Source organism: Cellulomonas sp. P4_D11 (assembly GCF_056401915.1).
Genome location: NZ_JBFUIK010000004.1, coordinates 168937 through 182207, shown reverse-complemented (window position 1 = coordinate 182207; position 13271 = coordinate 168937). Strand labels below are relative to the sequence as shown.

10 protein-coding genes are annotated in these 13271 nt (G+C 73.4%); 2 read left to right on the top strand and 8 right to left on the bottom strand.

Going from position 1 to position 13271, the window contains the following annotated elements; all coding sequences use genetic code 11:
• The first annotated feature begins 412 nt into the window (after nt 1-412).
• A complete protein-coding gene (gene groL / locus AC1DT4_RS04375; protein ID WP_477088543.1) occupies nt 413-2038 on the top strand; it encodes a chaperonin GroEL in 1626 nt (541 codons plus the stop codon).
• A 487-nt stretch (nt 2039-2525) separates the two neighbouring features.
• Here the strand turns inward: groL and AC1DT4_RS04370 are convergent, their stop codons facing one another.
• The 6 genes from AC1DT4_RS04370 to AC1DT4_RS04345 form a co-directional block, all read right to left on the bottom strand.
• Entirely contained in the window at nt 2526-3752 is a 1227-nt protein-coding gene (locus AC1DT4_RS04370) for a pyridoxal phosphate-dependent aminotransferase (protein ID WP_477088542.1), read from the bottom strand.
• 207 nt (nt 3753-3959) lie between these two features.
• Nucleotides 3960-4241, bottom strand: coding sequence for a DUF4031 domain-containing protein (locus AC1DT4_RS04365; protein ID WP_477088541.1), 282 nt, complete (start codon nt 4239-4241; stop codon nt 3960-3962).
• A gap of 30 nt (nt 4242-4271) precedes the next feature.
• The gene (locus AC1DT4_RS04360; RefSeq protein WP_477088540.1) at nt 4272-4562 is read right to left on the bottom strand and encodes a WXG100 family type VII secretion target; all 291 of its coding nucleotides are present in this window, start codon (nt 4560-4562) and stop codon (nt 4272-4274) included.
• A gap of 478 nt (nt 4563-5040) precedes the next feature.
• On the bottom strand, nt 5041-5826 hold the full coding sequence (locus AC1DT4_RS04355) for an HD domain-containing protein (protein ID WP_477088539.1): 786 nt from the start codon (nt 5824-5826) through the stop codon (nt 5041-5043).
• 58 nt (nt 5827-5884) lie between these two features.
• A complete protein-coding gene (locus tag AC1DT4_RS04350; protein ID WP_477088538.1) occupies nt 5885-7405 on the bottom strand; it encodes a sensor histidine kinase in 1521 nt (506 codons plus the stop codon).
• Nucleotides 7402-8145, bottom strand: a complete 744-nt coding sequence (locus tag AC1DT4_RS04345; RefSeq protein ID WP_477088537.1) for a response regulator transcription factor — start codon at nt 8143-8145, stop codon at nt 7402-7404. The genes AC1DT4_RS04350 and AC1DT4_RS04345 overlap by 4 nt, the downstream gene beginning before the upstream one ends.
• 192 nt (nt 8146-8337) lie before the next feature.
• On the opposite strand from AC1DT4_RS04345, the gene AC1DT4_RS04340 reads away from it, so the two are divergent.
• Nucleotides 8338-9093, top strand: coding sequence for a type 1 glutamine amidotransferase (locus AC1DT4_RS04340; protein ID WP_477088536.1), 756 nt, complete (start codon nt 8338-8340; stop codon nt 9091-9093).
• A 54-nt stretch (nt 9094-9147) separates the two neighbouring features.
• On the opposite strand, the gene AC1DT4_RS04335 is transcribed toward AC1DT4_RS04340, so the two are convergent.
• On the bottom strand, nt 9148-10803 hold the full coding sequence (locus tag AC1DT4_RS04335) for a DNA repair helicase XPB (RefSeq protein WP_477088535.1): 1656 nt from the start codon (nt 10801-10803) through the stop codon (nt 9148-9150).
• The gene (locus AC1DT4_RS04330) at nt 10800-13220 is read right to left on the bottom strand and encodes a helicase-associated domain-containing protein (RefSeq protein WP_477088534.1); all 2421 of its coding nucleotides are present in this window, start codon (nt 13218-13220) and stop codon (nt 10800-10802) included. The genes AC1DT4_RS04335 and AC1DT4_RS04330 overlap by 4 nt, the downstream gene beginning before the upstream one ends.
• Nucleotides 13221-13271 lie beyond the last annotated feature (51 nt).

The following is a 13271-nucleotide window of genomic DNA, read 5'->3' as shown; positions in this document are numbered from 1 at the left end:
GCCCGCCGAGAGCGACATGTGCAGCGTGCGGGCGCGCGATCGCCGGGCCGGCGCCGCCGCGCGAGGGCGCGCTCGTGGTGCCGGCGTCGCCGGGGACCGCGTCGACGTCATCGTCGTGACCTTGCACACGCGCACGATAGCCCGGCACCGCTCCCACGCGGCTCGACGGCCCCTCCGCACCGGTCGGGACGCACCCGGGCGCCGTCGCTACGGCCTCGCCGAGAGTGAACGCTGCTTGCACTCTCGGGGGTCGAGTGCTAACCATTGGACTTAGCACTCTCCGGTGGAGAGTGACAGAATCACCACGGCCGTCCGGTGAGGGCCGTCGCACGCGGGACAAGACCGCGGGCGGCGCGCTCGTCCGTCGCGGGCACCCTCGGCCGACCCGAACCCAGTGAAGGATCACAGCCCCATGGCCAAGATCATTGCCTTCAACGAGGAGGCCCGTCGCGGCATCGAGCGGGGACTCAACATCCTCGCCGACACCGTCAAGGTCACCCTCGGCCCGAAGGGCCGCAACGTCGTCCTGGACAAGAAGTGGGGCGCCCCCACGATCACCAACGACGGCGTCTCCATCGCCAAGGAGATCGACCTCGAGGACCCCTTCGAGAAGATCGGTGCGGAGCTCGTCAAGGAGGTCGCCAAGAAGACGGACGACGTCGCTGGCGACGGCACCACCACCGCCACCGTGCTCGCCCAGGCGCTCGTGCGCGAGGGCCTGCGCAACGTCGCGGCCGGCGCCAACCCGATCGCGCTGAAGAAGGGCATCGAGAAGGCCGTCGAGGCCGTCACCGCTGCCCTGCTCGCGCAGGCGAAGGACGTCGAGACCAAGGAGGAGATCGCCGCCACGGCCGCCATCTCCGCCGGCGACCAGGCGATCGGCGACCTCATCGCCGAGGCGCTCGACAAGGTCGGCAAGGAAGGCGTCATCACCGTCGAGGAGTCCAGCGCGCTGGGCCTCGAGCTCGAGCTCACCGAGGGCATGCGCTTCGACAAGGGCTTCCTGTCGGCGTACTTCGTGACCGACCCGGAGCGTCAGGAGGCCGTCCTCGAGGACGCGTACGTCCTGCTCGTCGAGTCGAAGATCTCGAACGTCAAGGACCTGCTGCCCCTCCTGGAGAAGGTCATCCAGGCCGGCAAGCCGCTGTTCATCGTCGCCGAGGACGTCGAGGGCGAGGCCCTGGCCACGCTCGTCGTCAACAAGATCCGTGGCCTGTTCAAGTCGGTCGCCGTCAAGGCCCCCGGCTTCGGCGACCGCCGCAAGGCGATGCTGCAGGACATGGCCATCCTCACCGGCGGCCAGGTCGTCTCCGAGACCGTCGGTCTCAAGCTCGACACGGTGGGCCTCGAGGTCCTCGGTACGGCGCGCAAGATCGTCGTCACCAAGGACGAGACCACCATCGTCGAGGGCTCCGGCGACGCCGCCCAGATCCAGGGCCGCGTCTCCCAGATCCGCGCCGAGATCGAGAACTCGGACTCGGACTACGACCGCGAGAAGCTCCAGGAGCGCCTCGCCAAGCTCGCCGGTGGCGTCGCCGTCATCAAGGCGGGCGCGGCCACCGAGGTCGAGCTCAAGGAGCGCAAGCACCGCATCGAGGACGCCGTTCGCAACGCGAAGGCGGCCGTCGAGGAGGGCATCGTCGCCGGTGGTGGCGTGGCGCTCATCCAGGCCGGCAAGACGGCGTTCGAGGGCCTCAAGCTCGAGGGCGACGAGGCGACCGGTGCCGCGATCGTGAAGCTCGCGATCGAGGCCCCGCTCAAGCAGATCGCGATCAACGCCGGTCTCGAGGGTGGCGTCGTGGCCGAGAAGGTGCGCAACCTCCCCGTCGGTCACGGCCTCAACGCCGCGACCAACGTCTACGAGGACCTGCTCGCCGCGGGCGTCAACGACCCGGTGAAGGTCACGCGCTCCGCGCTGCAGAACGCGGCCTCGATCGCCGCGCTCTTCCTCACCACCGAGGCCGTCGTGGCCGACAAGCCGGAGCGCAACCAGGCGCCGGCCGGCGGTGGCGGCGAGGACTTCGGCGGCGGGTTCTGATCCGCAGCTGAAGCGCTGAGCAGCTAGCACGGTCGAGCGGGCCGGTCACCTTCGGGTGGCCGGCCCGTTCGCTGTATCCGACCCCCCGGTCGCGCTCCGGTCTGTCCGCGGACCCGACCCCGCGCCTACGCGAGTCCGCGAGGACGTGACCCCCCAACGACTCCGGCCGGTCGTGCGCGCGAGCCCACGCGGGCGTGGCCCAGGCGACCCGGCCGGTTGTGCGCGCGAGGCCACGCGGGCGTGGCCCCAGACGACCCGGCCGGTCGTGCGCGCGAGCCCGCGCGGGCGTGGCGCCAGGCGACCCGGCTGGTCGTGCGCGAGCCCACGCGGGCGTGGCCCGACGACCCGGCGCTCCGCCCAGTCCGCGAGGTCGTGAGTTTGGGATGAGGTCGTGAGTTGCAACGCACGACCTCGTCCCGAACGCACGACCTCGTCGTCAGCGGCGTCCGACATCCGGTGCTGACGCCGCCTCGGTTCAGCCCGACCGTTACTGGCGGTAGCTCGACAGGAAGTTGCCCATGCGTTCGATCGCCTCCGAGAGGACGCGGGCCTCGGGCAGCGTGACGATGCGCAGGTGGTCCGGGGTCGGCCAGTTGAAGCCCGTGCCCTGCACCAGAAGGATGTGCTCGCTGACCAGCAGGTCGTAGACCAGGCGGGCGTCGTCGCGGATCTCGTGGACGTCCGGGTCGAGGCGCGGGAAGAGGTACAGGGCGCCGTCCGGGCGGACGCAGTCGACGCCGGGGATCGAGGTCAGCCCGCGGTAGGCCACGTCGCGCTGCTCGTGCAGCCGGCCGCCGGGGGCGATGAGGGCGTCGATGCTCTGGATGCCGCCGAGCGCCGCCTGGACCGCGTGCTGGGCGGGGACGTTGGGGCACAGCCGGGTCGAGGCCAACAGGGTGATGCCCTCGAGGAAGCCGGTGGCGTGCGCCCGCGGCCCGGTGACGACGAGCCAGCCGGAGCGGTAGCCCGCCACGCGATACGTCTTGGACAGGCCGTTGAACGTGAGGCACAGCAGGTCCGGGGCGACCGTCGCCATCGGGATGTGCTTCGCGCCGTCGAACAGGATCCGGTCGTAGATCTCGTCCGAGAGCACGAGCAGGCTGTGCTCGCGGGCGATCGCGGCGATGCCTTCGAGCACCTCGCGCGAGTACACGGCGCCCGTCGGGTTGTTCGGGTTGATGACGACGATCGCCTTGGTGCGCGGGCCGACCAGGGAGCGGATGTGCTCGAGGTCGGGCTCCCACCCGGCGGACTCGTCGCAGCGGTAGTGGACCGGGACGCCGTCGGAGAGCGAGGTCATCGCCGTCCACAGCGGGTAGTCCGGCGACGGGATGAGCACCTCGTCGCCCTCGTCGAGGAGCGCCTGCATGACCATGGTGATCAGCTCCGAGACCCCGTTGCCCAGGTAGACGTCGTCGACGTCGATCTCGGGGAAGCCGGGCTCGGTCTCGTACCGGGTGACCACCGCGCGGCGGGCGCTGAGGATGCCGCGCGAGTCGGTGTAACCGTGCGCGTGCGGGATCGCGGCGATGACGTCCCGCACGATCTGGTGCGGTGCCTCGAAGCCGAACGCGGCGGGGTTGCCCGTGTTCAGCCGCAGGATCGTGTGCCCCTCGGCCTCGAGGCGGACCACCTCGTCCAGGGCCGACCCGCGGATCTCGTACAGCACGTTCTTGAGCTTCGACGACTGGTCGAGCGGGCGCAGCGGCGGCATCTGTCGAGCGTATCGCCGGAGGCTCCGACGCCGACGCCGGTCCGGATCGGACCGCCCGCACTCAGTGTCGGCTCGGCTCCGCGTCGGCTCGGCCCGGCTCGGCCTCGGCCCGGCTTGGCCCCCGGGCCGGCACCGGCTCGGGCAGTCGGGTTCGTCCGGCCCAGCCCGGTGGGCCGTCGCGAGTCGGACGGGGTCTCGCGGCAGAGGTCACGCGTGGTGGTGTCGACCCCGATCTCTCGCCGGGACGCGCAGGCCGGAGGCCCGCAGCCGCGTGATCAGTTCTTTCGCGCTCACCAGCTCGGCACCGAGCGCGACGAGCTCGTCGATGCGCTGGTCCGGCACGTCGTAGTGGTCCAGGTCGAACCCGCGCTGCGGGATGCCGGCCCGGGCCGCGAACGCGTGCAGCTCGTCGAGCGACGAGTCGCTGACCAGGTGGCCCCACAGCATGCCGTGGTTCGGCCACATCGGCGGGTCCACGAGCACGGTCACGGCCCGAGCGTAGGCGCGGAGGCATCGGGGTCACACGCTGAACAGCCGCGAGGCCTGGGTCTCGGCCTCCGCGTACGTGCGAGCGGCCGCGTGCATGGCGGCCACGATCTGCTCGAGGGAGGCGTCGAGGCGCGCCTCGGTGGCCGACCAGTCGGCCAGCACCCCCGTGAACGCACTGGCCGCGGCGCCCCGCCACGACCCCTGCAGATCCGCCAGCTGTCGGTGCATCGCCGCCACCTCGCTGCGGATGGTGCCGGCCCGCGCCTGCACGCTCGCCGCCGCCTGGGCGACCTGCGCACTGTCGACCTCGTACCTGCTCATGGGACCTCCGTCGCTGCCTGCCGGGTGGTCCCGACGTGTGCGAGAAACGTAGGTCTGGGCGGTCGCGCCCGACGTCGGCAGCGCCTCATCGGTGGGGCCGGGCGCGCCGATCGGGGGCTGTGGGCGGCTCGGCGTGGTGAGGAGCGTGCGGTCCGTCCCGAGTCGAGGGCACCGCTGCACCTCGACCCGGGACCGACCAGCACCCCAGTCACCACAACAACCCGCAGCCCGACCAGAGACCTGCAAGGCGATGCACGCGAGAGCGCTCCCACAGGATACGCAGCCAGACCCGCGGAAACTAGCGATCGCGGGGCCACGTCAGCAGCGCGGCGTCGGCACGTCCGCGCTCGTGCGGGTTGGAGGCCGATCGAGTGCGGACGTCAGCGGCGGGGCGTGGGTACGTCCGCGCCTGTGCGGGTTGGAGGCCGATCGAGTGCGGACGGAGCAGCACGCGCCGCCGGCGACTGCGCGCGAGGCGTCAGGTGCGGGCGGCGCTCGAGCCCTCGGCGGGCGTGCCGTAGCCGGCGCGGGCGTCGGCGGCCGGGGCCTCGGCAGCGGCGGTCGCGGAGGCGGCGTCGATCGCGCGGAGCTCCTTCTCGAGCCGCTGCAGCTCGCCGGAGAGGTTCTGCCGCGCAGGCTCCTCCCAGGCAGAGCCGAGCGGGCTGACGAAGAGGGAGGGGCGGGCGAGGAGCTTGTGCAGGATGCGGACGCGAGCGCGCAGGTAGTCCTCGACCGGCAGGTGCGAGTACTCGCTGCGGATGTCCTGCACGTAGGACTTGTACTTCTGCGGCTCGGTGGCGAGCATCGCGAGGTCGGCGTCGCACAGCACGGCGCAGTCCGAGTCCGCCGGGTTCGGGGTGTGCCGGACCAGGGCGACGACCAGGTCGTGGACGCGCTGCGCGTGCTTCTCGGGGACGCCGAGGGCGGTCAGCTCGTCGAACGCCAGGCGCGCGCTGGCGATCTCGTCCTCGCCACCGCGGTTGGCGTAGGCCTTGCGGTCGGCGGCGTCGAAGATCGCGCCGTGGTACCAGGCGGCCAGCCGCACGATGTCGGGCCGGTGGGTCTCCTCGGCCAGCTCGTCGACGCGGCTCAGCACGTCGACCAGGTGCTTGAGGTTGTGGAAGGAGCGCCCGGGGGAGCCCCATCGATCGACCAGTGCCTGTCCGGCATCGCGGATCTGCTCGGTCGGGGCGGTGGCACCGGCCCCGACGGCACTGCGTACGTACGCGGACAACAACCACTGCGGTGCGTCATGGACGCCCATGAAGTCCAGCCTTACTCCGACGGTAGGAACCCGCCATGGTAGCCCTCAGACCTGAGCCTCACGTCCCGGAAGCGGCCGGGACGGGGAGCGTGACCCGCACGGTCGTCCCCCCTCCGGGTGTCTCCTGCAGGCTGACCGTGCCGTCGTGGGCGTCGACGATCGCGGCGACGATCGCCATGCCGAGCCCGGCCCCGCCGGAGTCGCGCCCGCGGCTGGCGTCGACGCGGTAGAACCGCTCGAACACGCGCGCGGCGTGCTCGGGGTCGATGCCCGGGCCGTGGTCGCGCACCTCGAGGGCGCCCTCGCCGGACGGGAGGATCCCGACCGCGATCTCGACGGGCGTGCCGGGCGGCGTGTGCTGCACGGTGTTGCCGACGAGGTTGGCGAGCACCTGGCGCAGCCGCGACTCCTCGCCGACGACGACGCACGGACCGCCGGGAGCGCCGTCGACCAGCGGGACCAGCCGGGTCGACCGGGACGGGTCCAGGGCGTGCAGGTCGCTCACGGCGTCGGCGGCCAGGACGGTGAGGTCGACCGGGCCGGTGGTCATCGGTCGGCCGTCGTCCAGCCGCGCGAGCGCCAGAAGGTCCTCGACGAGGGCGCCCATGCGCGTGGCGGACTGCTCGATCCGGCGCAGGGTGTCGTCCACCTGGTCCTTCGTCGTCAGCGCACCCATGCGGTACAGCTCGCCGTAGCCGCGGATGGTGGCCAGCGGGGTGCGCAGCTCGTGCGAGGCGTCGGCGACGAACCGGCGCATGCGCGCCTCGGACTCCGTCTGCGCCCCGAACGCCTGCTCGATCTGGGCGAGCATCCCGTTGAGCGCGGCGCTCAGGCGGCCGACCTCGGTGTGCTCGGACCCGGCCGGCACGCGCTGGGAGAGGTCGCCGTCGGCGATCGCGGCGGCGGTCGTCTCGATCTCGCGCAGCGGCTTGAGCGACCGGCGGACGGCCCACGTGCCGGCGGCGGCGCCGAGCAGGAGGATGCCGATCCCGCTGGCCACGAGCACCACGGTCATGGTGCGGACCGTCCGCTCGATGTCGCCGAGCGGGAGCGCGATCACCGCGGTGCCGGCCGTCCCGTCGCGCATCGTGAACGTGTAGGCGACGGCCCGCCACTGCGAACCCGCGCGCGTCGACGGCACCGTGAACGGCTCGCCGTGCCGGGCGGTGACGCCGGCGGTGCTGATCGACGGGACGATGGGGGTGCCGTACTGCGCGCGCGTCGTCGGCGACAGGATCGGCAGCGCGTCGTCGCCGACCGCGTAGCGCAGGTAGTAGTCGCTGGGCGTGTAGACGGTCGAGCCGCTCGTGTCGATCTGCCCGAGCTTCTGCGTGGCGATCTCGGTGCCCTCGGTCTGCAGCTTGTTGTCCACCTGCGCGACGAGGGTGCCCTCCAGCAGGGCCGCGCTCGTGGCGCCGGCGAGCACCAGGCCCACCGCGAGGAGCACCGTGACGATGCCGACGAGGCGCGAGACCAGCGTGGTCCCGGCCCACCAGTCGCGCACGGGGCGACGCCGTCGGCGCGGTTCAGGCGGGGTCGAGGTCTCGACCGGCTCCTCGACCATGACGTCAGCCGTCACGACGACTCGCGCAGCAGGTAGCCCACCCCGCGCTTCGTGTGGATCAGCGGGGGCAGGCGCTGCCCGTCCGCGCCGTCGATCTGGTCGACCTTGCGGCGCAGGTAGGAGATGTAGGACTCGACGATGTTCGCGTCGCCGCCCCAGTCGTACTGCCAGACGTGGTCGAGGATCTGCGACTTCGAGAGCACCCGGCCGGGGTTGAGCATGAGGTAGCGCAGCAGCTTGAACTCGGTGGGGGACAGGTCGACGGGGTGGCCGGCGCGGGCCACCTCGTGGGAGTCCTCGTCGAGCTCGAGGTCGGCGTACCGCAGCACGCTGCTGTCGTCGTCGAGACCCGGACGGGTGCGGCGCAGCACGGCGCGGATGCGGGCGACGACCTCCTCCAGGCTGAAGGGCTTGGTCACGTAGTCGTCGCCGCCGACGGTCAGGCCCTGCACCTTGTCGGCGGTGTCGTCCCGCGCGGTGAGGAAGAGCACGGGGACGTGCTGGCCCTTCTCCCGCAGGCGCCGCGTGACGGTGAACCCGTCCATGTCGGGGAGCATCACGTCGAGCACGACGAGGTCCGGCTCGACCTCGCGCGCGAGCCGCAGGGCGGAGCCCCCGTCGGCGGCGGCGTGCACCTCGAAGCCCGCGAACCGCAGCGACGTCGCCAGCAGCTCGCGGATGTTCGGCTCGTCGTCGACGACGAGCAGACGCGCCTCGGGGGTGCCCGACGACGCGGTCGTGTGGGGTGTCGACATACCCCGAGTCTGGCCCGACTGCCTGGGAGTTCGCTGGGTGAACGCCGAACACGTGTCCAGCCCCGCCGATGTGATGACGCGCACGCGTGACAGATTCATCCGGTCGGCAAAGGTGGACGACTGACCAAGAACCGGACAGAACGGGCGGTCGTTCCTTGCGGAACCGGGGTCGTGCGGGGGTACCGTCTCCGCGTGACCACCCCCCTGCACGGCGGCCCTCGCCCGGTCGTCACCGTCATCCAGAGCTCTCCCGACGTCCACCTCGACCGCTTCGCCGAGTGGCTCGGCGACGTCGAGCTGCGCATCGTCGCGGCGTTCGCCGGTGAGAGCGTTCCCGTCGCGGACGAGGTCGGCGACGGCCTCGTCGTCCTCGGCGGCCACATGTCGGCCTACGACGACGCCACGGCCCCGTGGCTCCCCGAGCTGCGCGCGCTGCTCGCCGACGCGAGCACGCAGGGCGTCCCCACGCTCGGCATCTGCCTCGGCGCGCAGCTGCTCGCCGCCGCCCGCGGCGGTCGCGTGCAGGTCGCGGCGCCCCCCGGGCGCGAGTCCGGCATCGTCGACGTGCGCTGGCGTCCCGAGGCGGCCGGCGACGCCGTCGTCGGCCCCGTCGCCGCCCTGGCGGACGACCGCTACCGGACGCCGCAGCCGAGCATGCACGCGGACGCGGTCGTCGACCTGCCGCGCGGCGCCGTGTGGCTCGCGTCGTCGGCCATGTACCCGTACCAGGCCTTCCGCATCGGCTCGGCGTGGGGCGTGCAGTTCCACCCCGAGGCGGGCGCGGACACGCTGCGCGCGTGGGCCGACGGGCACGACGACGTCGACACCGAGGCCGTGCTGACCGCCTACGCCGCCCGCGAGGACGAGGTCACCGCCGCCGGCCGCGTGCTGGCCGAGTCGTTCGCCGCGCACGTGCGCGACGCGGCCCAGGAGCCCGTCTCCGCCTGATCCGACGAGAAGAGCGCCCGACCCCGGCAGGGGGTCGGGCGCTCTCGTCGTCGGTCAGTCCTTCTCGACCGCCGCGTCGAGGTCCTCGGCGTCGACGATCGAGTACGCGTAGCCCTGCTCGGCCAGGAACCGCTGCCGGTGCGCGGCGAAGTCCTGGTCCACGGTGTCGCGCGCGACGACCGTGTAGAAGTGCGCGGTCCGTCCGTCGCCCTTGGGCCGCATGATCCGGCCGAGCCGCTGCGCCTCCTCCTGGCGGGAGCCGAACGACCCCGACACCTGGATGGCCACGGACGCCTCGGGCAGGTCGATCGAGAAGTTGGCCACCTTGCTCACGACGAGCTTGGTGATCTCGCCCGACCGGAAGGCGTCGAAGAGCCGCTGGCGCTCGCGGACGGTGGTCTCGCCGGTGATGAGGTCGGCGTCCAGGTGCTCCGCGAGCTCGTGGAGCTGGTCGAGGTACTGGCCGATGACCAGCGTCGGGTCGCCCTCGTGCTTGGCGACGAGCCGCTCGACCACCCGGTTCTTGCCGCGGGCGGTCGCCGCGAGCCGGTACTTCTCCTCGGGCTCGGCGGTCGCGTAGGCCATGCGGTCGGCGTCGGGGAGCGTGAGCCGGACCTCGACGCAGTCGGCGGGCGCGATGTAGCCCTGCGCCTCGATGTCCTTCCAGGGGGCGTCGAACCGCTTGGGGCCGATGAGGCTGAACACCTCGTCCTCGCGGCCGTCCTCGCGCACCAGCGTGGCGGTCAGCCCGAGGCGTCGGCGGGCCTGGAGGTCGGCCGTCATGCGGAAGATCGGCGCGGGCAGCAGGTGGACCTCGTCGTAGACCACGAGCCCCCAGTCGCGGGCGTCGAGGAGCTCGAGGTGCGTGTACACGCCCTTCCGCTTCGTCGTCAGCACCTGGTAGGTCGCGATGGTGACCGGGCGGATCTCCTTGCGGGCGCCCGAGTACTCGCCGATCTCGTCCTCGGTCAGCGACGTCCGCTTGACCAGCTCGTCGCGCCACTGGCGGGCGCTCACGGTGTTGGTCACCAGGATCAGGGTGGTCGTCGACGAGCGCGCCATGGCACCCGCGCCGACGAGGGTCTTGCCGGCGCCGCAGGGGAGCACGACGACGCCCGAGCCGCCGTGGAAGAAGCCGTCGACGGCCTGCTTCTGGTACGGGCGAAGGGCCCAGCCGTCCTCGTGCAGGTCGATCTGGTGGGCCTCGCCGTCGACGTAGCCGGCCAGGTCCTCGGCGGGCCAGCCGAGCTTGAGCAGCACCTGCTTGAGGTGGCCGCGCTCGGAGGGGTGGACGATGACGTCGGTCGCGTCGAGGCGGGCGCCCAGCAGGCCCGCGGTGCGCTTGGACCGGACGACCTCGGCCAGCACGGCCGGGTCGAGGGCGTGCAGGACGAGCCCGTGCACCGGGTCCTGGACCAGCTGCAGGCGCCCGTAGCGCGACATCGTGTCGGCGACGTCGACCAGCAGGGCGTGCGGGACCGGGTAGCGCGAGTACTCGAGCAGGACGTCGACCACCTGCTCGGCGTCGTGGCCCGCGGCGCGCGCGTTCCAGAGGCCGAGCGGCGTCAGGCGGTAGGTGTGCACGTGCTCGGGGGCGCGCTCGAGCTCCGCGAACGGGGCGATCGCGCGCCGGCAGGCCTCGGCCTGGTCGTGGTCGACCTCGAGCAGGAGCGTCTTGTCGCTCTGCACGATGAGGGGGCCGTTGGTCACGAAGTCTCCTGACGATCGTCTGCTGCTTGTTCCGTCGGCGCTGGCGTCGCGCGCGTGACGGTGGCGATGCGGTGCACGGCGACCGTCAGCTCGGACTCGCGGGCGGTGTCGATGGCCCGCAGCCGACCGCCCTCGACCCGGAGGGGACGCAGGAGCCGCCGCTGCGGGACGCCGTGCGAGCCGACCAGCTCGACCCACACCTCGGCCTTCTCGGCCGCCGCCTCGCGCAGCAGCACCAACGCGTCGACGGGGTCGGCTGTTCCCGTCGCGGCCGGTACCGGGGTGGGCTGGAGGGCCCGCCGGGCGGGGGGCGGCGGCAGCGCGCTGGGCAGCCGCTCGACCTCGTCGGTCGTGCGCTCCTGCTCGGCCCGGCGCAGCTGCGGCACCAGGGCGAGCAACCGGTCGTCGCTCGGGGTCTCGCGCGACGTCCCCGGTGCGCCGTCGGTCGTGCGGCGACGGGCACCCGCGGTGGCGCGACGCCCGACGCGGCGCACGGTCGAGACGACGTGCAGCACCTGGCCGTCCGGTCCTTCCGCGACCGGCGCGAGCCCGTGCGCGCGCAGGGCCTCGATCAGCTCCCGGACCGGGGCCTGCGCCGCCAGGACGGTCGGCGCGAGCCGGATCAGTCCCAGCGACGCGAGCCGCGGGTCCTCGGCCAGGCCGGCGAGGAGCGAGGGGTCGTCCGCGCGCACGTAGCCGGAGGCCGAGCCGACGCGCAGCCGGCCGTGCCGGCGCGCCGCGTCCCGCACCAGGTACTCGAGCGGCTGCGGGACCCCGGAGCGGGCGTGGCCGCCCAGCTCGGCCAGGAGCCCGTCGGCGGTCGAGCCGGCGTCGAGCGCCCGCCGGACCGACTCGGGCGTGAACCGCACCGTGAGGGCGCCGCCGCGGGACTCGACGTGCGCGGTCCGGTCCAGCAGGTCCTCGAGCTCAGGGCTCGGGCGGCCCGGGACGACGCCCGTGAGGTCGCCCTGCAGCAGGATCTCGTCGACGGCGGGCGGGAGGGCGGCCGCGAGCGCGTCGGCGGGGTCGGCGGGCTCGGCGCCGACCATGGGCGCGGTCTCCAGCAGCAGCGCGCGGCCGGCGTCGGACAACGCCCCCGCACCCAGGATGCCGAGCCGACCGGCCTCGACCAGGATCGCGTGCACGGCGGCGGCCGGCGGGACCGACCGTGGGGTCCGCCACCGCAGGATGGCGACCACGTGCGCGGCGTCCAGGGCGGTGCCGGGCGGCGTCTCGGCGAGCACGTCGAGCACCGACCGCCGCAACCGCGGCGCCCAGGTGCGCTGCAGCTCGGGGTCGAGAGCGGCTCGCACGCCGCCGCGGTCGTCGCGGCCGCCCACGAGCCAGGGCGTGCGCAGCATGGACCGCCACGTGCGCGCCAGCGCCGCCCACCGGTCGGGCACGTCGCGCACGGCCCACTCGTCGACCGCGACGGTCGGTGCGAACGACGGGCTGTCCTCGCCGTCGTCGGCCACGAACGCGGCCGCACCTGCCAGCTCGATGACGAACGCGGCCTCGGACTCGTCGGTCTCGAGCGCCATCGCGACGCGCCGCAGCTCGCGCACGCCGAGCCCGCCGCCACGCAGCACCCCGGGAGGTGTGTGCTCCCAGAGGCGCACGAGGCGGGCGACGAGGAGCACGATGCGTTCGCCGGCGGCCGCCGACTCCGCCGTGATCAGCGCGTGGGTGCGCTGAGGGACGTCGTCGGGGACCGCCGGTGGGAAGGCCGGCGACGGGTGTGTGCGCCCCCCGCGCAGTGCGAGAGCCACCGCTCGGGGCAGGACGACGTGCCGCGAGTCGCCGGGCAGGAGCAGGTGGCGTCGAAGCAGCCAGTCGACGGCGGCGGCCGCCGCGGTGCTGTTGGACGGCGCGAGCCCGACCGGTGGTCCCCAGAGCAGGGCGTCGAGCACGGGCCGCGCACCGGTGGGGGCCGTGTCCAGCAGCGTCGGCAGGTCGTCCAGGTCCACCGGCTCGATCGGCGTGCCCCGTCGCACGCCCGCGTCGAGCGGGGCGAGCCCCGCCGGGTACGGGCCGAGGACCTCCGCGAGACCGGGGGAGGGCAGCAGGGGGGCGTCGTCGTCGGGCCCGTCGGGGTAGACCAGGGTGCCGACGACGGCCAGGCGCAGGGCGCGCTCGATCAGCGCGACGCCGGCGTCGTCGGTCGCGCCGATCGCGGACGGCAGGTCGGCCGCCGTGACCGGGCCAGGCTCACAGAGTGCGACGACGGCCTCGAGGACCTGCAGCACGCTCGCGTCGACGCCCGCGAGGGCGCGCTCGAGGCTCGACCGGCTGGTGGCGCGGACCGCCAGCGACGACAGCGTCGCGGGCGACGGCGACGCCAGATCCGGTCGGCTCCGGAGCAGCGCGACGAGCTCGTCGTCGCTGCGTTCCCGCAGATAACCGGTGAATGTGGGCATCCGCACAACCTTACGTGGCGGGCGCGGCTCACGGGGGTTCGGCTACTGGTG

Bases quoted from the DNA above. Each gene is read 5' to 3' on its own strand.
- groL (WP_477088543.1), top strand. From the start codon at position 413: ATGGCCAAGATCATTGCCTTCAACGAGGAGGCCCGTCGCGGCATCGAG.
- AC1DT4_RS04370 (WP_477088542.1), bottom strand. From the start codon at position 3,752: ATGCCGCCGCTGCGCCCGCTCGACCAGTCGTCGAAGCTCAAGAACGTG.
- AC1DT4_RS04360 (WP_477088540.1), bottom strand. From the start codon at position 4,562: ATGAGCAGGTACGAGGTCGACAGTGCGCAGGTCGCCCAGGCGGCGGCG.
- AC1DT4_RS04355 (WP_477088539.1), bottom strand. From the start codon at position 5,826: ATGGGCGTCCATGACGCACCGCAGTGGTTGTTGTCCGCGTACGTACGC.
- AC1DT4_RS04345 (WP_477088537.1), bottom strand. From the start codon at position 8,145: ATGTCGACACCCCACACGACCGCGTCGTCGGGCACCCCCGAGGCGCGT.
- AC1DT4_RS04330 (WP_477088534.1), bottom strand. From the start codon at position 13,220: ATGCCCACATTCACCGGTTATCTGCGGGAACGCAGCGACGACGAGCTC.